A 20,103-nucleotide genomic window follows, 5' to 3' on the forward strand; every position below is an offset into this window, starting at 1 on the left:
GTTAGTCGAAACGAACTGACCCTTCCAGCTTTAGTGAGCTGTGATCCGCACTGCGCACTTCGTATTTGGTTTTATCATCTTGCTCTGACGCCCATAGCTGTACCCGTGCAGGTAAAATAACTGGGCGCTTAAAGGTAACGTCGATATAAGTTACAGGTTTCTGCTGACGTTGCTCGAGCTCAGCCTGAGCTCTTGCCATCATATACATGCCATGAATAATTGGTTTTTCAAATCCAAACCAGCGTGATACCAGCGGATGCAAATGAATAGGATTAAAGTCGCCGGAGATGCGCGCATAGCGTCTGCCCATACCGCTGCCTAATTGCCAGTGACTGAGATTTTCCCAGCCGGCTTCCGGCTCAAATGCTTTTATTGGAGGCGTCGATTTCTTCGTTGACCCGGTGTTTTGTCCGCTCATAACCTGATAAACGCTGGAGCATGTTGCTACTTTCTCATTATTTTGCCAGAACTCAACCACAAATTGAGGCCGCAGTCGGCGCGGAGAAACATCAGGACCACGTTTGGGTACTTTCACTTTGGATACTAATTGAAAAGGCACTTGTGCAGAAATAACCTGGTGGCGTTCAATTTTATTACTGACATGAACCAGACCAGGCGCAGGCCAGGGAAAGCTGTCATCAAGCATTTGCGATAAATGAGCTCTTTGCGCAATGCAGTACAGCATGGCCAGAGGGACATCACTGACGAAACCACCGAATGACTGTTGATAACGACTCAGGTGCTTAGCTGTTGGCGCAGGAATAGAATATTCCTTAAGCAAAGTCTCGGACTCAGCTTCTGATTCATCGCTGCGCTGTAGCGTTAGTAAAGAACGCAGTAACATGCTGGGCATGGGGGCTAGCTTCTGAGGGCCTGTTTCAACACGTTCCATAGTGATCGTTAAACTCCATATTGACGATATGGCTATTCTCGCACATGTCTCCTGTTATCAACAGTCCGACCACTAAAAAGCCGCTCCGAAGAGCGGCATATTTACTTTAATTTTACTTTTGCGATTCCAGATCATCGTTAAGATCTTCATCATGTTTTTCAAGATCCCAGGGCAGAACTCCGGGACTGTTATGACGAAAATGAAGATAGTTTTCAAACTGATTAATCACATCATTAATGATATCGGTCTGCTCGTAACCATAGAGATCATAAGACTGACCACCTTGTCTGAGAAACACCTCAGCCCGATAGTAAACTTCTCTGTTTTTATCGTTGGTTAAAGCGAATTCAGGCAACAGATAGTCTTTTAAACGAATTTCGTAAGCAAATTCTAAATCGCCTTTTCGTTCAACACTGAGAATAATACGGTTATGTTCTTCGTCAGTTTTGAACTCTGCCGGCCAGTCCTGATCTCTTAACTCGTCTCGGACTTTTTTCATACTTTTTGTTGCAGGCCCGTTGATGAACTCAAGTACCTTCTCTTTTTTTGGAAAGTCGACCAGACCCGCCAGACGTTTTTTCCAGTAGTCGGCTCCCTCATTGACTCCGCGACGATGAGAATGGCGATGACTTTGAAGACTATTGGACTGGTGTCCTTCTATGATAAGTGCGCGCCACATGCCTGCCGCGGATATTAAAATAATAATCGCAAATGGCAAGGCGCTGGTAATAGCGGCAGTTTGCAGAGCGTCTAGACCGCCGGCGACCAGTAGCACAGAGGCAACAATGCCTTCGGTGCTTGCCCAAAAAACACGTTGCCAGATAGGTGTTTCCATCATGCCGCCAGAGGACAACGAATCAATAACCAACGAGCCAGAATCCGATGACGTTACAAAAAAGGTGATGATGAGTAATACTGTCAGGAAGCTCAAAATACTGGTCATAGGCAGGTTTTCGTAGAGCTTAAATAGTGCTATTGCCTGGTTATCCTGAACTTCTGAAATTAAGGTGGTGTAACCCTCGTTCATGATCATATTTAGTGCTGTGTCACCGAATACAGCAAACCAGAAGAAGGTGAATATAGTTGGTACCAGCATAACGCCAAAAACAAATTGGCGAATAGTGCGGCCGCGGCTGATTTTGGCAATAAATAAGCCGACAAAAGGTGCCCAGGCGATAGTCCAGCCAAATATGAATAAAGTCCAGTTACCTATCCAGTCACTGCGCTCATAGGCTTGTAAGTTGAAAGTGCGCTCGACAATGCCACTCAAATACGCGCCAGTATTTTGCAGGAAGGTTTCCAGAATATGGATAGTAGGCCCAACAGCAAAAACAAACAGAACCAGGAACAGGACTAAAGCTATATTGATCAAAGATAATCGTTTAATTCCTTTATCCATTCCTGCAACTACTGACGCAATTGCGGCCAAGGTAATAATGCCAATAGCGATAACCTGAACCGTGGTTCCGACCGGAATGTCTTCCCACAAATAGTTGAGACCGGCATTAATTTGAATAACCGAAAGCCCTAACGTGGTGGCAATGCCGAACATGGTGCCGAGAATGGCGAAGGTATCAATAGTGTGCCCAATGGGGCCATTAATTTTATCACCGATGAGTGGGTACAAGGTTGAGCGCATGGTGAGCGGTAAGCCGTGGCGAAATGAAAAATAGGCCAGAACCAAACCGACCAGGCCGTAAATTGCCCAAATGTGAAAGCCCCAGTGGAAATAAGCGATTTGCATCGCCTGTTTAGCTGAGCCGACGGTTTCAGCCGCACCAGCCGGGGGCTCGGCATAATGTAGTATGGGCTCAGAGACACCAAAAAAGAGTAAGGCTATGCCATAACCTGCTGAAAAGAGCATCGCAAACCAAGAGGTGAAACTGTATTCGGGTTCGCAATGATCGGGGCCGAGTTTAATTTTTCCCCAGCTTGAAACACCCACGCCAATAATGAACATGAGGAAAAGTGCGACGGCTAACATGTAGAACCAACCGAAATTTTCGGTAATACCAGCAAGAGTCCAGCTAAACAGCTCGCCGGCTTTTTCCGGGGCACTTAAAGTGCCTACAACCAGTAAAGCTATAACGATAACCGCAGGAAGAAAGACAGGCAGTAAAATCGCTGAATGCCACTTTCGCTTCTCGGTCGACATAAAAGCTCCTGTTTTTATTATGATTTATTTATATATAGACTACTTAAAAAGATTTGTAATGGGTCACTTTGCATTTATTTGCTGTTTAGTTTCTGGTCTGTGGGTTAATATTGCGGCGTATGTTTATCGATAATGAGTTATGTTGCAATTTATGGATCATGAGAAACAACTGGTTAACCTTGAACATTTAGCAAACTCGGTACCGGGGGCGCTATACCAGCTTGAACGCTCACCGGACGGGCAATTGAAATTTAATTATGTCAGTCAGGGCGTTGAGGCTATTTTTGGGTGCTCGGCTGAGTCACTGGCAAATGACGTGACATTGCTGAGTGAAATTATTCATCCCGACGACTTACAATCTGTTTTGAGCAGTATGCATAACTCTGCCCGCTATCAATATTTGTGGGTGAAAGAGTATCGGGTGATTAAAAATGGCAGAGTTAGCTGGATATATGGGCACGCAGTAACCAGTCAACAGGCCGACGGCAGTACGCTCTGGAATGGACAGATGCTGGACATTACTGAGAGAAAAATGCTGGAGCTGAAAGTTGAAGAAAACCAGCGCAATTTAATGCTTGCTGAGCGAGTTGCCGGGCTCGGGCATTGGCAGCTTGATTTAGAAACCGGGCAGTCGCAGTGGTCGGATACCATGTACAATTTGCATGGACTGAACAAGGCCAAAGTTACCCCCTCCTTGGCTCTGACTTTAGAAAGAACTCATCCTGAAGATAGACAAGCTGTAACAGAAGCAATAAACGCCGTTAAACAGTCCGGCGCGAGAGATGTCGAGCATCGCGTTATGTTGGGTGACGGTGAAATTCGATGGTTAAGACGCTCGGGGATTTACCGTATTGACGAAGCCGGGCGTGAAATTATTTTTGGTACCACGCAGGATATTACCGATTATAAAGAGCTGGAGCTCAAGCTCAGGGAAACCGGCGGCAATGACGAGCACACCGGATTTTATAATCGACGGCTTATGCTGCAGTCTCTGCAACGGCGCTTTAGTTTATGCCAGGCTCATTCTGAGCATCAGTATTATGTCATGGTCGTGCGCGTTGCAAATAACGCAGAAACGTTAAAAGCCGTCAGCAAAATTGTCCGTCAGAACATTCAGGATTACGACACTCCGGGTTGCTTAGGAAAAGGAATTATCGTTGTACTCATGTCAACGCTGTCAGCAGAGCAAAATAAGAATTGCCTGCAGGCTACCCGGCAGTTGTTAGAGCAGCACGGCATTGAGCATAAAATAGCGTTGGAATCTGCACAAATAACAGATCTGAGGTTTGACGATGTGTTATTACGTGCGTTGAATTAATTTAACGGCTTACCCGTTGGCGAGTTATCGATACTCCAGTCTTGCGCCTTACCCATGGAATTTATGGGTAATTGCTCTCCAAAGCTAATTCGCTCCGGTATTTCCGCAGCGCAGAGGTTGTCACATAACCAGGTTTGAACACTTTGTTCAGTTACCGTTTCACTAATATTCTCCTGTAAAACAATAAAGGCCTTCAGTCCATAGCCTTCGTCGGATCTCATCGGGCGTACCGTTGCATCGGCAACTGCCGGGTGTTGACGCAGACACTTAGCAATATGAGCCGGGAACACATTGATTCCTCGTATCGAAACCGCCTTGTCGACTCGTCCGGTGATTTGGAATTCATCCTCTGTATGCCACTGGGTATTATCTGGTATTTCGTAAATAACCTTTGTTTTCTTATCAATTAGCTGCTGATGGTTTTCTGTATTTCTGCGCCAGCGGGATAACAAACGGTAGTTGTTTTCTGGTTTACTCCGGTAAGCCATACCTGCAGTTTCAGAGCTACCATAAATTTCGACAGTGCGTGCTGCTCCTATGGCATATAACTGGTGCGAGGTACTGGCAGGGCACGGTCCGGCAGAGCTAATAAAAAGTACTCCGGGCGGTAATGGCGGCATCTCTGACGATAACTGGGTAAGCAACTCAGGAAAACCGACAACGACATCTCCGGCACGTAAGCCACCGTTGCGAACGTGGCTATAAGCTTTAAAACCACGCAAAACCGGCGCATCGACAAGATGTGGCAACAATACGGTAAACAGAAATCCATAAATATGGTGGCTTGGCACTAAAGCGACAATACGAACTGGAGATAACTCATAATCGTTGTCAAAGATACGGACAAACTCTCTCACTTCCTCAACTAATGCACTCCATGAATGCTCGCAGGCTTTGGGTTGGCCGGTGCTGCCGGAAGTGGTAACTGTTAAGTTTTGGGTGTGAACTTGCCGCGATTTCAGAACAACTTCAGCCCATTCAGCCAGACTGTTACGGCGCAGAAGGTAATCTTCCACTCCGCTGTCCCCCATATGAAAGAACTGAACTACCCGGCCAGCTAAGGCCAGTCGTTCCAGCGAATCAACTACAACGTCATCCTCGCCATTGTCTTTGGTTGACTTGTGTTTTGCCACTAACGTGTCGTCTTCATGCCATTGGCGACGCTTCCAGTACTCACTTTCAGCCGGACGCATACGCGCAAGTTCATCGGCGATAAGATCGCCTATGACAGTAACAATAAGGTGCTGCTGAAGTGAGTCTGTCACTTTATAGTCGCTTAACGAATACCCAGTAGGTGTCGCCGGTTAAAGCTTTTTTCATATGAACTTTAACTTTGGTCGGTTGCATTTCGTAGTCAAAAACATATTCAAACATGGTGTTTAAATTGCCGTTTTTAACGCCTTCGTCGAAGCGTCCTTTAAACTCAGGGCTGTTGGTGCATGGTGCCACTTCGTTAAAAAAGTTTTTGCCAACGACAGCGCCCGGATCACGACCGGTAATGTCGCCTTCGGCGGCGTTGTATTGAATAATTTTACCGCTAGCGTCTAACTGAATAGCGCCAAAAGCAATGTCGTTTAACTTGTCATCTGACATTTTAGATAAAGTGTTTTCGATATCATCAGAACCGAATTGAACAATCTCCATTGTGTTACCTCTAAGTACGAAATGTATGGGTTAATAGTGGAGCCCGAGATATTTAGATCATGTTTTCTTAACACTTCTTAAAGTGAAATTAACAACAAGCAGGTCTATACTTGCCTTCAGGTAAATAATTAAGGATAAAAATAATGCCCAGAACGCCTAAATTTCACCGGGAAACAGCGCTTAACAATGCGCTGAAGCTTTTCTGGCGCAAGGGATACCACGCAACCTCTATGAAAGACATAGAGGAAGAAATGGATATGAGGCCAGGAAGTATTTATGCTGCATTTGGCAATAAAGAAGCCCTGTTTAAAGAGACCCTTGAAGAATATTCCTCTCTCGCAGAGGAAGAGTTTAAGCAAGCCTTAGCGCAAAAATCTTCGGTGCTGCAGGGAATAAGTTTGTACCTTCGTAACATTGCGGTAATGACAGCAACCTGTGCACCAACGCAGGCTTGTATGCTGGTAAAAACCTTGCTGGAATTTACGCCGGAAGACAAAGCGTTTAGCGAGCCGGTACAAAGTTATCTTGAAAAATTCGAGCAGCTTTTTACAGAGGCGTTTCAGCAGGCGCAGCAGCGAGGAGAAATTGGTAGTTCGCAGTCTCCTGAACGTCTGGGCCTTTTATTACAGACGAATATTATTGGTTTACGAACCATGGCCAGGCGAGAAATTCCGCGGCAGCAGCTGGAAAGCTTGGCCGATGATATAATTGCGAGAATTATTCCCGCAAGTTAAACAGGTCACGGTAGCTGTTAGGGTTAAATTGCCAGGTTATAAGCAAAATAAGAATGCCGACAATAATATGTAACTGCCAGCCTAAACTGTAATTACCGTAAACGTCTCTGAACCATCCGGTCAACAACGGCATCAGGCTGGCAAACATAAAACCGATACCCTGCATAAAAGAAACCAGGCGTCCTGCCTGCACAGGGTTATCGATATGGTCCAGCGCCATAACAATACATAGCGGGAAGGCACCACCTAAGCCAAAGCCGCAAAGTGCCGACCACAGCCAGGGAGCTTCGGTCGGAAACCAGCTTAACCCCGCAAAGCCTGCCATTTGAATAAGTACTGCGATTGTTAGCCATAACCGTCGGTCTTGTGTGCGCGATAAAGCCGGCAGCAGCAGGGCGCCGATAACCTGAACCAGAGAAAACAGCGCCAGTAAATTCCCTGCTTTTTGTGCCGGCCAACCGAATTCACCATAAAATGGCGCTATCCACGCAATAAATCCGGCGTATCCTGCATTCACCAGGGCAAAATAAATACCCAGGAGCCAAGCCCTGGGGTAACGGTGAGCCCGCAATAACAGGTGCCGGGGAGGAATGCTGGCAACCGGTGTGCGGTTAAAAGGTAAGTACCAAATAATCAGCACTATCGCCGCTAAAAGAGACCAGCTGCCTAGTGCCTGAAAGCGCTCTGGTAATAAATTTGCAGCCCATGGCGTCGCGACAGCACCTAGCGCCGCGCCGCCCATGAGTGCCGCAGACCAAAGGCCAGTGACCATACCCAAACGATTCAAATACTGTTGTTTGGTCAGTTCCGGAATAACGATATGCAGTAACGCAATGCCAACTCCGCCCACTAAAGCACTGGTAATCATGCTGGTGCTGGTCGGCTCAAATAGCCGGGCAGTAAGGCCTGCGCACAGAATCAACAAGCCCAGCCCAATACCTTGCCGGTAACCCAAAGCTGTTGTCACCCGCCCGGCAAATAAGGCCATTAAGCCAATCATTAGAATGGGTAGTGTCGTTAACAGCGATATCTCACTGAAAGACAGACCTGTGATGGTTTGTAGCTCATCGGTTAGTGGCCCTACGGATGTCAGCAAAGGACGTAAATTAAGTCCTAGCAATACCAGTACGAGCAAGCCGAACAGCAGGGGGAATTTAGACGGTTTTGCGACAGGCGCCGGTTGAGTCTGCAAAGTAATACCACCAGTCCTTAAAAGCCATACTTTACTCAATTTTCATCGCGGTGTGAAACCGTGTTATTATTTCGCGCCAACAGTGATCGTCCGTTTTTTAAAAGAGAACCCGTTATGACCGCGTCTCCGGTGTTAGGGAATTTGTTTATCATTGCGGCCCCGAGTGGCGCAGGGAAATCGAGCCTGATTCGGGCTTTGTTGGAAAAGCATCCTGATCAGTCTATGCAGGTGTCTGTATCGTCCACCACACGTGCTCCGCGTCCGGGAGAAGTACAGGGTGTTCATTACCACTTTCTTAGTACTGAAGAATTTGAGCAACGTATTGATGCCGGTGAATTTTACGAATGGGCACGTGTATTTGGCAACTATTACGGCACTTCCCGTAAAGTTGTAGAGTCTTTATTGGCTGAAGGCAAAGACGTGTTTCTGGATATTGACTGGCAGGGCGCTCAGCAGGTTCGTGAACATCACCCTGAAGTGCGTTCGGTTTTTATTGTTCCGCCTAGCCTGGAAATTCTGGAGGAACGTTTGCGTGTTCGCGGACAGGATTCCGACGAAGTTATTGCTGAGCGCATGGCAAAAGCTCAGGCAGAAATGTCGCATTATCATGAGTTTGACTATCTACTGGTAAATGATGACTTTAACAACAGCCTGGCATCGCTGGAGCATATCGTTTTAGCTCAGCGACAAAAAATGCCGCATCAGCAAATAAGATATTCATGCGTATTGAAGGAATTACTTGGATAATAGGCCTTAATTCCGTATAATTCTTAGCCTTTCGAAAAATACGACTCACGCTTTATTGGGAGTAAAAACCATGGCTCGCGTAACTGTAGAAGATGCTGTAGACCGTGTTGGTAACCGTTTTGATTTAATTTTGTTAGCCTCACGCCGCGCGCGTCAGCTGGCCAATGGTAAAGAGCCATTAGTTGAAACAAAAAACGAAAAACCAACTGTTATTGCTTTGCGTGAAATAGAGCAAGGCCTTATCGACAACGAACGTCTTGATATTGAAGATCAGGCGGCTCAAAAGCAGCAAGACGCTGAAGAACTGCGTGCGGTAGATGCACTACGCGGTATCGAATAAAAGTTTCTGTTCGCCAACGGCATCAATGCCGTTGGCAATTCCGTCAAATCCCCTTATTCTGAAAGTATATTCATAGTCCGGTATTACCCGGGGAGTTAACTGGTGTACTTATTTGAAGGCTTAAAGGCTCAGGTTAGTGAGTATCTTCCGTCCGAGCAGGTGGAACGTATTCGTGATGCCTTTGTTGTAGCAAACGAAGCCCACAGTTCGCAAAAACGCAGCAGCGGCGAGCCTTACATTACGCACCCGGTTGCGGTTGCAAGCCTGCTTGCTGACATGAGGCTGGATTGCGAAACCTTAATGGCGGCTTTACTCCATGACGTTATTGAAGATACTGAAACCAGCCGGGAAGATCTGGCCGAGCGTTTTGGGGCAACTGTTGCCAGTTTAGTGGAGGGCGTGTCTAAACTGGATAAGTTGCAGTTCAACTCCAAAGAAGAAGCTCAGGCCGAAAACTATCGCAAGATGATTATGGCGATGGTGCAGGATATTCGGGTTATTCTGATTAAACTGGCTGACCGCACCCATAACATGCGCACCATTCAGCATTTGCGCCCCGACAAACGCCGCCGTATTGCCCGTGAAACCCTAGAAATTTATGCACCTTTAGCGCACCGCCTGGGTATGCACGATATTAAAAATGAGCTGGAGCAACTGGGCTTCTGGGCGCTGTACCCCTGGCGTGGAAAATTGCTTGAGTCAGAAGTAAAACGTGCCCGCGGTAACCGTCGCGAGTTTACCGAGCGAGTGCAAAGTGAAATCAGTTCGCGCCTGGACGGTAACAATATTCAGGCACGGGTGTCTGGCCGTGAAAAGCATCTGCACAGCATTTACCGGAAAATGCAGGCCAAAGAAGTGAAGTTTGAACAGGTCATGGACATATATGCTTTCCGCGTCATTGTGGACAGTGTCGATACTTGTTACCGGGTTCTTGGGGCGCTGCACAATTTGTATAAGCCTATTGAAACGCGGTTTAAAGACTACATTGCTATTCCAAAGTCGAACGGTTATCAGTCGTTGCATACCTCCTTGAAAGGCCCTCACGGGGTGCCGGTAGAAATTCAGATTCGTACCGAAGAGATGGATCTGATGGCCGACCGCGGTGTCGCCGCGCATTGGATGTATAAACAATCGGACGATTCCAGCACCACGGCTCAGGTGCGCGCGCGTAAGTGGATGCAAAGCTTGTTAGAGTTACAACAAAGCGCTGGCAACTCGTTTGAATTCATTGAAAGCGTAAAGTCTGACTTATTCCCCGATGAAATATATGTGTTCAGTCCCGATGGCCGAATTACCGAATTACCTCAGGGCGCTACCGCGGTAGATTTTGCCTACGCTGTGCACACCGACGTTGGTAACACCTGTATTGGTGCGAGAGTTAACCATCGTACTTATTCGTTGAGTAAACCGCTGGAAACCGGGCAAACGGTTGAGATAAAAACAGCACCTAACTCGCGGCCGAATATTGCCTGGTTAAACTTTGTGGTAACCGGTAAAGCCCGGGCTAAAATTCGCCAGTACCTGAAAAGTCAGGAAGCTGACGAAGCGCAACAGTTGGGTGAGCGCTTACTTCGCTCAGCACTCGGGCAGGTCAGTTACGACGAAATTCCAGAGGCGGAATTTAAGCGGGTATTGCAGGAAACAAAAATTGATAGCCGTGAGAATTTGCTGAAACAAATTGGGCTGGGCAATATGATGTCGGTGGCCATTGCGAAGCGGCTTTTAGGCGACTTACAACCGATAAAAGATGACAACGCATCACAAAAAAGCCTCTCGATTAAAGGCGCCGAAGGCCTGCTGGTCAGTTTTGCCAAATGCTGTCGCCCCATTCCGGGCGACGATATCATTGCCCATGTGAGTCCGGGTAAAGGTTTGGTTATTCATCGTCGTGAGTGTAAAAACGTTCGTGGCCATGAAGATGACCCGGGGCGTTACTTCCCGGTTGAGTGGGATAACAAACCCGAAGCCGAGTTTATTTCTGAAATTCGCATTGAAATTGTCAATAATCAGGGCGTGCTGGCTAAGTTAACATCGGCTATTGCAACCACGGGCTGCAATATTGATGGTCTGCAGACCGAAGAAATTGATGCCAACATTTATTTCATTGATGTGGCTTTAACGATAAAAAACCGTAAGCATTTAGCGGATGTGATCCGTCATATTCGCAAGATGCCGGATGTTCAGCGCGTGACGCGCTTAAGGAAGTAATATGTCTAAAGTGATTATTTCAACGGATAAAGCGCCAGCAGCTATCGGCACTTATTCGCAGGCGGTAAAAATTGGTACGACAGTATACCTTTCCGGACAAATTCCTCTGGTTCCTGAAAGTATGGAGCTCGTTAGCGAAGACTTCACGGCCCAGGCCGAGCAGGTGTTTAAAAACCTGACGGCTGTTTGTGAGGCATCCGGCGGCGAACTGCAGGACATGATAAAGGTACAGATTTACCTGACCGATCTGGGGCAGTTTGCCATTGTAAATGAAGTCATGGCGAAGCATTTCAGAGAACCGTATCCGGCTCGCGCGGCTATCGGCGTAAAGCAGTTGCCGAAAGGCGCGCAGATTGAAATTGACGGTATTATGGAGCTGCCCAGTACCTATTAACTAAGCTGATTCCGGTGTTGGCTCTCTGTCTTCCAGAGGGCGGCGCCAGATGATAATAGCAATAGCCACGGCTGCCAGAATAAAGCAATACCCCGTATGCAGACTGACCGATAGCGGCGAGATTTTAAAGCTGGCTCCCATCAATAATGCCTGTGCTCCGTAAGGCAAAGCTCCTTGCACGACGCAGGCAAAAATATCCAATAAGCTGGCGCTTTGGCGCGGCGCTAAATTCCCCACTTTGGCCAGGCGTTTACTAACTTCTCCGGCCAATAAGATGCTGACGGTGTTGTTGGCGACGCATAAATTTGTCAGAGCTGTCAGGGCGGCCACACCAATAGCCGATGCCCGCTGCTTGTGTTTACTGACCTTATTTGCTGCGCTTTCGACAAAGCCCGCTAAGAAGGCGAGTCCCCCTTGCTGACGAATTAACGCCGATAAGCCACCAATGAGCAGCGACAGCAGGAAGATTTCCTGCATACTGCCAAAACCTTCGTAGATATCCTGACTAAAAGCCACCCATTCGTAGTCGACAGTGAACATGCCAAAAGCGGCTGCTAATACAATGCCAAGCCCGAGTACGGCAAAAACATTAAGCCCCATAACCGCTAAAACAATAATGATGAAATAAGGTAATGACAGCCACAAGTTGGCTTCCGGAATTTCTAAAGGCACCTGGCTGGTGTCGTAAGTGACTAACCAAATTACGGTAAAGATAGCCGCGGGTATGGCAATTTTTAAGTTCGCGCGGAATTTGTCCCGCATGGTACAGCCCTGTGTACGAGTTGCTGCAATGGTGGTGTCTGAAATAATGGATAAGTTATCGCCAAACATGGCACCGCTAACAAGTACCCCGGCCAGCAGCGGCAAGCTAATATCGGTTGCTTCACCAATGCCCAGAACCACCGGAGCCAGCGCCGCCAGTGTGCCCATAGAGGTGCCCATAGCGGTAGAGATAACCCCGGCAATAATAAACAACCCGGGCAGCAGGAAAGAAGCCGGAATAACATTTAGCCCAAGCGCCACCATCGCGTCGACCCCACCGGTTGCCTCTGCCACCGTCGAAAACGCACCCGCCAGCAAGTAAATGAGACACATGGTAATAATGTTGTTGTCGCCAACGCCGCCAACGAAGGTTTCGATGCGCTCTTCAAATGCCTGCTTACTGAGTAAAATACCAAGGACTATGGCCGGCAGAATCGCAACCGGGCTGGGTAATTGGTAAAACGCGTATTCGACCCCTTCGCTTTGAAAATACAATCCGGTTCCTAAGAACAGGATCAAGAATAATGCGAGAGGTAATAGCGCTTTAGCGCTAGCCGGTTGTGGCGAAGCATTGGTCATGTGTCAGCCTTCTTATTTTTATTTGGACGTCCAGAAGTTTATACAGCTAATTATCCTGATGCAACCTTATTCCAATTACGTGTAGACTGTCGGTAAAGTTGTTTTAGATCAGGATAAAGATAATGAGCCCCGATGAACTGCATTTGCAAATACGAAATTTGCGGCTGGAAGATTACGAACAGTTAAAAGAATTAATGGATGCTGTCTACACAGACATAGGTGGCTCCTGGAGCCAGTTCACCATAGAAAAGCTGATAAAGGATTTTTCTGAAGGTCAGTTTTGTCTGGAGGATAATGGCCGCATTGTTGGTGTCGCCTTAACGGTTAAGGTGGCCTACACCAAGTTTTCCAACCCTCACGCCTATGACGATTTAATTGGCCACAGAGAGGCCATTCTTAACAATAAAAAAGGTGACGCGCTTTATGGGCTGGATGTCTTAATTCATCCGGAGTATCGCGGTTATCGTCTGGGGCGTCGCTTGTACGACGCACGTAAAGAGTTGTGCCGGCAGGCCAATCTGCGCGCCATTCTGGCTGGTGGTCGTATTGTCAATTACCACAAATATGCAAATGAGCTGACGCCAAGTCAGTATCTGGACAAAGTGCAGCGGCGTGAAATTTATGACCCCATTCTGACCTTTCAGCTGGCGAATGACTTTAGCGTAAAGCGCCTGTTGGGTAAGTATCTTCCGGAGGATAAAAAGTCACGCGGCTTTGCCACATTGCTGGAGTGGAATAACTTCCTGTACGAGCCTTCAGACAATATTCTGACAACTCGTATTCAGAACGTCCGTGTAGGCGCGGTGCAGTGGCAAATGCGCTCGGTGGAGTCGGTAGAAGAGTTGCTGAAGCAGGTGGAGTACTTTGTTGATGCGCTGTCGGGTTATCAAAGCGACTTTGCCGTCTTTCCGGAGTTTTTCAATGCGCCGTTAATGGGGCTAACTGACCAGAGTCAGCAAATGGACGCAATTCGTTTTCTGGCTGGGTACACCGATCTGTTTAAGCGTGAAATGTCGCAAATGGCAGTCAGCTATAACGTCAATATTATTACCGGGTCGATGCCGGTGCAGGACGGAGATAGTATTTATAACGTCTCGTATTTGTGTCGTCGCGATGGCTCGGTAGAAGAGCAGTACAAATTGCATATTACCCCGCACGAAAAGCGCGACTGGGTCATTGAAGGCGGCAACGAAGTTAAAGTGTTCGATACCGACGCCGGACGCATTGGCATTTTAATTTGCTATGACGTGGAGTTCCCTGAACTGGGCCGCATAATGGCGGACGAAGGATTAGAAATTCTGTTTGTACCGTTCTGGACCGATACCCGTAACGCCTACCTGCGTGTACGACATTGCGCTCAGGCCCGTGCGGTAGAGAACGAGTGTTATGTGGTGATTTGCGGTAGCGTGGGCAACTTGCCTGAAGTGGAAAGTCTGGATGTGCAATATGCGCAGTCGGCAGTATTCTCTCCTTCGGATTTCGCCTTCCCGCATGACGCGATCATGTCGGAGACCACGCCGAACACGGAAATGCTAATGTTCTCAGACTTAAATCTGGATGAGCTGCGTTATTTGCACCATGAAGGTTCAGTGACCAATAAAAAGGATCGTCGTACGGATATCTATGAAGTATCTCGTAAACGGATGAGCTAGGGCATTTAGAATAGGGCTAAACGGCACCACTGGCTGGCATCGATATAAAGCTGGCCAATATCGGTGCCGTTCAATTTTTGTTTTAGCGGGTGCTTATCCAGAGCTTTCCACTCGCCGCGCTCATAAAGCTCGGTCATTTGCAGCAGATACCCCCATACACCCTCGCGGTTTTTCAATGCTTTTGTAATTTCTGAAGACAACGGAAGCTGTCTAAGCACCTCCTGCATAGATACGCCCAAAATGATATCCAGTAATGACAGCATGCCTGTTAAAAAAGCACTGGAACGGTGCTTTTCGTTAAGAATTTCAACCGTAACCAATTCCATAAAGCGCGCTCGGGTGACCGATTTAATGGTCAACTCTTCAGGCTGCCCTGCTGACACATTAGCTAAAACAATCAGAGTGATAAAACGGCGAATTTCGGTAGTACCCAAATAGACCAGGGCATGCTGGATGTTTTCAATCTTCTTGCGGCCGCCGTATAGTGCGCTGTTGACCAGTTTAAGCAAGCTGTAAGTGAGTGATAAGTCCTGCTCAATGGCCTGTCGTATGGTATCTAAGTCGAGCTCTTTTTTATGCGCCTCAGACAACAATGTCAGCATACTAATGCGGTTAGGCGCGAGCGATTTTTGCTGGACTATTTGCGGCTTTTCGAAGAAAAAGCCCTGAAAATAATCAAAGCCTAACTCCAGGCAACGCTCGAACTCGTCCCGGGTTTCAACCCGCTCGGCGAGCAGTGGAACGCCCTTTTCTTTAAAGAAGCGAATTTTTTCATCAAGCTCTAAACCTTGCTCCTGGATATCAACTTTCACCATATTGATCATAGGAATGAGAGGTTCCCATTGCCCGGCAAAATCATGATCATCCAATGCAATTCGGTAACCTTTGGCGCGAGTGGCACTGCATGCTTCTAATAAAGGCGCATCAACCCCCACGGTTTCCAGAAGCTCTACCCACACGGTGCGGGCGTTGAGGAAAGAAGGGAAGTCATTTAGCAAAGTACGGGCATGAAAATTGATAAATGCCTGCTTTCCCATACAAAGCGTCTGAATGTCACCCAGTAAATGTTGCTGCAAAAGCAGTTTAGAGGTGGCCTCGTTAGGATCAATATTCGGAAAACTGTTTTCAGTACTGTTGCGGAACAGCAGTTCATAACCAAAAACTTTTTGGTCTCTGGTTAAAATAGGTTGCCGCGCAATGTAGGAGTACGACATTGTTATTCTTATTATCCTGAGTGGAGCATAGGGTTAGTTCTGACCGAATCTCTCGGGTATACTGCTTATATCTAGTCCTATTTTCATAAAAAAGCAATGAGTCCTGAACGATATCAACGAATTAACCAAATGTTGGACAAACGTCAGCCAGACCTTACCGTTGTCATGGAGAACGTGCATAAAAACCATAACTTGTCTGCGGTGGTTCGCTCAGCAGATGCGATAGGTGTACATGAAATGCACGCCATATGGCTGACCAAAAAGGCGCGTTTGTCGGGTGGTACTGCGCTTGGCAGTCAAAACTGGGTGAAAATACATAATCATAAAACGGTTGGTGAAGCGCTGGAGGCAACTCAAGGTCGGGGCATGCAAGTGGTGGTGACTCACCTTTCGGAACACTCGGTGGATTTTCGTGAAGTGGACTACACCAAACCAACCGCAATTCTGCTGGGGCAGGAAAAGTATGGCGTTACCGATGAAGCTTTGGATATTGCTGATTATCACGTAATGATTCCTATGGTAGGCATGGTACAGTCACTGAATGTCTCTGTTGCTGGCGCGGTGATGCTGTATGAAGCGCAGCGACAACGAGAGCAAGCTGGCTTATACGATAAAACACATATCAGCGCCGAAGAGCGGCACAGGGTGTTATTTGAAGGTGGTCATCCAATTTATGCAAAGGCGTGTAAACGTAAGAATATGCCTTACCCGGAGCTGGATGAAAATGGACAAATTGTCGCTGATGAAGCCTGGTGGCTGGCGATGCGCGCAAGATAAGGAGCAAAGGTGGCGGTAAAAGGACTGCAGCACATTCCACTGACGGTACTTAAAGGTGTGGGCGAAAAGGTTGCGGTTAAGCTGCGCAAGCTTGGCTTAGCCTCTGTCAGTGATGCACTGTTGCATCTGCCGTTGCGGTACGAGGATCGTACTCAGGTAACTGACGTTGCAAATTTACGTGCGGGTGTGGCGACCAATGTTTTGGTCACGGTGCGGCACGCCGATATCAAGTACGGTCGTAAGCGTATGCTGATTTGTCAGGCCAGCGACGAAACCGGCAGTATCAGTCTGCGGTTTTTTCAATTTAGCGCGGCTCAGCTAAAGCAATTCGCACAAGGCACGCAGTTACTAGCCTTTGGCGAAGTGCGTCGGGGCATGACCGGCTGGGAGATGGTTCACCCCGAGTACCGAATGGTCAAAGCTGGCGAGCCATTGAATATGCAGGAAACTCTGACGCCGGTCTACCCCATGACAGAAGGCGTGACTCAGGGAATTTTGCGCAAGATCATCGAGCAGGCACTGACGTACCTTCAGCCCGGCTCTTTACCTGAACTGCTGCCTGAAAATTTAAGACCCCATCAACTTTCTTTAGAGCAGGCTATTTTGACTCTGCACCGGCCGCCGGTGGATGTTCCCCTGGCACTGCTGGAGCAAGGCGAGCATCCCGCGCAGCAGCGCCTGGCATCGGAAGAACTTATTGCTCACCAGTTAAGTTTGCTGCAGTTACGCCAGGCTCGACAGGCTCAGGCGGGCTTTACCATAAAAGGCAATGGTGCGTTACAAGAGGCATTTTTAAAGCAGTTGCCGTTTTCACCCACTGGCGCGCAGACAAGAGTGGTGAAAGAAATTACCAGCGATATGGCGCAAGGTCAGCCAATGATGCGACTGGTGCAGGGTGATGTCGGCTCAGGCAAAACTCTGGTTGCTGCGCTCAGCGCTCTGGCAGCCATTGAAGCTGGATATCAGGTGGCTTTAATGGCGCCGACCGAGCTTTTGTCTGAACAGCACGCCATTACTTTTAGCCAGTGGCTGATGCCCCTGGGTATTAATGTCGCTTGGTTGAGCGGCAAATCCAAAGGTAAGTCCCGTCGGGAATTGCTGGCACAGTTAAAGCAGGGAGATATTCATTTACTGGTTGGTACCCACGCGTTGTTTCAGGCGGATGTTGAGTATCGGCGCCTGGCATTGGTGATTATTGACGAACAGCACCGTTTTGGTGTGCACCAGCGGTTACAATTACGCGAAAAAGGCGTTCAGGCCGGCGTGCATCCTCACCAGTTAATTATGACTGCAACACCCATCCCGCGAACTTTGGCTATGACAGCGTATGCGGATTTAGCCACATCAGTTATTGATGAATTGCCGCCCGGACGCACACCGGTAACCACGGTTGCCATTCCGGATACCCGTCGGGAACAAATTGTGGAGCGTGTGCGGGAGGTCTGTGCCACTGAAGGCCGTCAGGCGTATTGGGTTTGTACCCTTATTGAAGAGTCCGATGTACTTGAATGTCAGGCGGCAGAAGACACCGCCAATGACTTGCAGGAGCAATTGCCGGGCTTGAGTATTGGCCTGGTGCATGGCCGGCTTAAACATGAGCAGAAAGAACAGGTGATGCAGGCGTTTAAAGCGGGTGATATTGACTTATTGGTCGCAACGACGGTCATAGAGGTTGGGGTGGATGTTCCCAACGCGTCGCTCATGATTATTGAAAACCCGGAACGGCTGGGCTTAGCTCAGTTACACCAGTTGCGCGGCCGCGTTGGCCGGGGCTCTGTAGCCAGTCATTGCGTGCTGCTGTATCACAGTCCGTTATCGCAAACTGCACAGCAGAGGCTGGGCGTTTTACGCGAAAGTAACGACGGTTTTGTGATTGCACAGCGCGATCTGGAAATTCGTGGGCCGGGTGAATTGCTAGGCCACCGGCAGACAGGGTTAGCTGAATTAAAAGTGGCTGACTTAGAGCGCGATGAAGCGTTAATACCAGAAGCCCAAAATATTGCTCAGCACGTATTAGAGCATTATCCGCAAAGCGCAGAAGCGCTAATTGAGCGTTGGTTACCGCGTCGTGACCACTATGCTCAGGTGTGATCATCAAGTACACTAGTACAAAATCAGTTCGGGATAGTTGAATGAACGATAAAAACGAAGAATCCATTGATTTTGGGTATCAAAAAGTCGCCCGTAATCAGAAAAAAAACCTGGTCGCTGATGTCTTTCAGTCGGTAGCGGCAAAATATGATGTTATGAACGACTTAATGTCGTTTGGTATTCATCGTTTATGGAAGCGTTATACCATTGACTGCAGTGGTGTTCGCCGTGGTATGAAAGTATTGGATATTGCCGGCGGAACTGGCGACTTAACGGCTCAGTTCTCACGCCGTGTTGGTGCTGAGGGCGAAGTTGTGCTGGCCGATATTAACGACGCTATGCTGAAAGTGGGTCGTGACAAGCTGCGTGACAGAGGCATTATTGGCAATGTTCGTTACGTGCAGGCTGACGCGGAAGAACTTCCGTTTGATGACAATACCTTTGATGTTATTACCATTGCTTTTGGTTTGCGCAATGTCACCGACAAAGACAAAGCTCTTCGCTCTATGTTGCGGGTACTGAAACCTGGCGGTCGGGTATTAATTCTTGAATTTTCTAAGCCGGTATCGGCTACCTTGAATCAGGTGTACGACTTTTATTCGTTCAACATTTTGCCAAAAATGGGGCAGGTTGTTGCTAACGACTCTGACAGCTATCAGTATTTGGCGGAATCTATCCGTATGCACCCGGACCAGGAAACACTGAAGTCAATGATGGAAGCAGCTGGTTACGAAAAAGTCGACTACCAGAACATGACTGGTGGCGTGGTTGCACTGCACCGAGGGTATAAGTTCTGATGACGTTATTACCGCTTATTCCAATCTTGTTGGTCGAGAAGTTAGCAAACAATGTGCTGCACCGTGACCCGGAATCGGCGGAACGTTTGCGGCGGCTGGACGGTAAGCGCCTGCGTTTTCATCTGAAGGAACTGCCCTTTGAAGTCACTGTGAGTGTCGATGCCCATGGTGTTCAGCTTAGTACCTCTGATGACAGCGAAGTAGATTGCCGTATTGCAACAGAAATGGGTGTATTGCCGGAGTTGCAGGATACCGCTAACCTCACGCGGCTGATAAAAGCGGACTTACTGGATATTGATGGTGACCCCATGCTGGCGCAACAAGTGGTTAGCTTGTTTAAGTCGCTGAACGTTGACTGGGAAGCTGAGCTCGCGAAAACCGTTGGTGACGCGCCTGCCTACTGGCTGGGAAAGCTGTGGCGACGTAGCCGTGAGCAGGTAAAAACACATTGGCAACAGCAGCAGCGCTGGGTGCATGGTGTGTTGACCGAAGAGAAGAAATTATTACCGGTAAGAGCTGAATTTGACCAGTTTAAAACCGATTTACAACAGCTGCGGGCTCAAATCGAGCGCCTTGAACGCCAGTGTCGTGAGAAGAAGGGTTAATG

18 protein-coding genes are annotated in these 20,103 nt (G+C 48.0%); 11 read left to right on the forward strand and 7 right to left on the reverse strand.

Annotation, left to right across the window (positions count from 1 at the left end; translation table 11 throughout):
* Position 1: 1 nt before the first annotated feature.
* The gene (locus B2U97_RS06190; RefSeq protein WP_286823120.1) at positions 2–892 is read right to left on the reverse strand and encodes a MaoC family dehydratase; all 891 of its coding nucleotides are present in this window, start codon (positions 890–892) and stop codon (positions 2–4) included.
* 112 nt (positions 893–1,004) lie between these two features.
* Positions 1,005–3,047 carry a BCCT family transporter gene (locus B2U97_RS06195; protein ID WP_286823121.1) on the reverse strand — a complete coding sequence of 681 codons (2,043 nt, stop codon included), beginning with the start codon at positions 3,045–3,047 and terminating at the stop codon, positions 1,005–1,007.
* 151 nt (positions 3,048–3,198) lie between these two features.
* Here B2U97_RS06195 and B2U97_RS06200 point away from each other — a divergent pair, with 151 nt between their 5' ends.
* Positions 3,199–4,365, forward strand: a complete 1,167-nt coding sequence (locus tag B2U97_RS06200) for a PAS domain-containing protein (protein WP_286823122.1) — start codon at positions 3,199–3,201, stop codon at positions 4,363–4,365.
* Here B2U97_RS06200 and B2U97_RS06205 read toward each other — a convergent pair.
* Both B2U97_RS06205 and pyp read right to left on the reverse strand, forming a co-directional pair.
* Positions 4,362–5,630 carry an AMP-binding protein gene (locus tag B2U97_RS06205; RefSeq protein WP_286823123.1) on the reverse strand — a complete coding sequence of 423 codons (1,269 nt, stop codon included), beginning with the start codon at positions 5,628–5,630 and terminating at the stop codon, positions 4,362–4,364. The two genes, B2U97_RS06200 and B2U97_RS06205, sit on opposite strands and share 4 nt — an antisense overlap.
* Before the next feature lies 1 nt (position 5,631).
* Positions 5,632–6,009, reverse strand: a complete 378-nt coding sequence (gene pyp / locus B2U97_RS06210) for a photoactive yellow protein (RefSeq protein ID WP_011235611.1) — start codon at positions 6,007–6,009, stop codon at positions 5,632–5,634.
* Between the two features lie 143 nt (positions 6,010–6,152).
* On the opposite strand from pyp, the gene B2U97_RS06215 reads away from it, so the two are divergent.
* On the forward strand, positions 6,153–6,743 hold the full coding sequence (locus tag B2U97_RS06215) for a TetR/AcrR family transcriptional regulator (protein WP_011235610.1): 591 nt from the start codon (positions 6,153–6,155) through the stop codon (positions 6,741–6,743).
* On the opposite strand, the gene B2U97_RS06220 is transcribed toward B2U97_RS06215, so the two are convergent.
* The gene (locus B2U97_RS06220; RefSeq protein ID WP_286823124.1) at positions 6,727–7,935 is read right to left on the reverse strand and encodes a CynX/NimT family MFS transporter; all 1,209 of its coding nucleotides are present in this window, start codon (positions 7,933–7,935) and stop codon (positions 6,727–6,729) included. The genes B2U97_RS06215 and B2U97_RS06220 overlap by 17 nt on opposite strands.
* 114 nt (positions 7,936–8,049) lie before the next feature.
* On the opposite strand from B2U97_RS06220, the gene gmk reads away from it, so the two are divergent.
* The 4 genes from gmk to B2U97_RS06240 all read left to right on the forward strand — a co-directional run bounded on the left by gmk (position 8,050) and on the right by B2U97_RS06240 (position 11,624).
* Positions 8,050–8,682, forward strand: a complete 633-nt coding sequence (gmk, locus tag B2U97_RS06225) for a guanylate kinase (protein WP_286830352.1) — start codon at positions 8,050–8,052, stop codon at positions 8,680–8,682.
* 70 nt (positions 8,683–8,752) lie between these two features.
* The gene (gene rpoZ, locus B2U97_RS06230; RefSeq protein ID WP_011235607.1) at positions 8,753–9,022 is read left to right on the forward strand and encodes a DNA-directed RNA polymerase subunit omega; all 270 of its coding nucleotides are present in this window, start codon (positions 8,753–8,755) and stop codon (positions 9,020–9,022) included.
* A gap of 102 nt (positions 9,023–9,124) precedes the next feature.
* Positions 9,125–11,230 carry a bifunctional GTP diphosphokinase/guanosine-3',5'-bis pyrophosphate 3'-pyrophosphohydrolase gene (gene spoT / locus B2U97_RS06235; protein ID WP_011235606.1) on the forward strand — a complete coding sequence of 702 codons (2,106 nt, stop codon included), beginning with the start codon at positions 9,125–9,127 and terminating at the stop codon, positions 11,228–11,230.
* 1 nt (position 11,231) lies between these two features.
* Entirely contained in the window at positions 11,232–11,624 is a 393-nt protein-coding gene (locus tag B2U97_RS06240) for a RidA family protein (RefSeq protein WP_011235605.1), read from the forward strand.
* On the opposite strand, the gene B2U97_RS06245 is transcribed toward B2U97_RS06240, so the two are convergent.
* Positions 11,625–12,965, reverse strand: coding sequence for a Na+/H+ antiporter NhaC family protein (locus B2U97_RS06245; RefSeq protein WP_011235604.1), 1,341 nt, complete (start codon positions 12,963–12,965; stop codon positions 11,625–11,627).
* A 122-nt stretch (positions 12,966–13,087) separates the two neighbouring features.
* On the opposite strand from B2U97_RS06245, the gene B2U97_RS06250 reads away from it, so the two are divergent.
* Positions 13,088–14,617, forward strand: a complete 1,530-nt coding sequence (locus tag B2U97_RS06250) for a bifunctional GNAT family N-acetyltransferase/carbon-nitrogen hydrolase family protein (protein ID WP_011235603.1) — start codon at positions 13,088–13,090, stop codon at positions 14,615–14,617.
* Positions 14,618–14,622: 5 nt separating this feature from the next.
* Here B2U97_RS06250 and B2U97_RS06255 read toward each other — a convergent pair whose 3' ends face one another.
* A complete protein-coding gene (locus B2U97_RS06255) occupies positions 14,623–15,831 on the reverse strand; it encodes an EAL and HDOD domain-containing protein (RefSeq protein ID WP_034822691.1) in 1,209 nt (402 codons plus the stop codon).
* 96 nt (positions 15,832–15,927) lie between these two features.
* On the opposite strand from B2U97_RS06255, the gene trmH reads away from it, so the two are divergent.
* From trmH to B2U97_RS06275, 4 genes are read left to right on the forward strand one after another with little or no spacing between them, the layout of a single operon-like run.
* Positions 15,928–16,608 carry a tRNA (guanosine(18)-2'-O)-methyltransferase TrmH gene (gene trmH / locus B2U97_RS06260; protein WP_011235601.1) on the forward strand — a complete coding sequence of 227 codons (681 nt, stop codon included), beginning with the start codon at positions 15,928–15,930 and terminating at the stop codon, positions 16,606–16,608.
* A gap of 9 nt (positions 16,609–16,617) precedes the next feature.
* Complete coding sequence (gene recG, locus B2U97_RS06265; RefSeq protein ID WP_011235600.1) at positions 16,618–18,699, forward strand: ATP-dependent DNA helicase RecG; 2,082 nt, start codon at positions 16,618–16,620, stop codon at positions 18,697–18,699.
* 41 nt (positions 18,700–18,740) lie between these two features.
* Complete coding sequence (gene ubiE / locus B2U97_RS06270; RefSeq protein ID WP_011235599.1) at positions 18,741–19,496, forward strand: bifunctional demethylmenaquinone methyltransferase/2-methoxy-6-polyprenyl-1,4-benzoquinol methylase UbiE; 756 nt, start codon at positions 18,741–18,743, stop codon at positions 19,494–19,496.
* Positions 19,496–20,101 carry a ubiquinone biosynthesis accessory factor UbiJ gene (locus tag B2U97_RS06275; RefSeq protein WP_011235598.1) on the forward strand — a complete coding sequence of 202 codons (606 nt, stop codon included), beginning with the start codon at positions 19,496–19,498 and terminating at the stop codon, positions 20,099–20,101. The genes ubiE and B2U97_RS06275 overlap by 1 nt, the downstream gene beginning before the upstream one ends.
* Positions 20,102–20,103: the final 2 nt, after the last annotated feature.

Source organism: Idiomarina sp. UBA3176, from assembly GCF_002364295.1.
Lineage (GTDB): Bacteria > Pseudomonadota > Gammaproteobacteria > Enterobacterales > Alteromonadaceae > Idiomarina > Idiomarina loihiensis.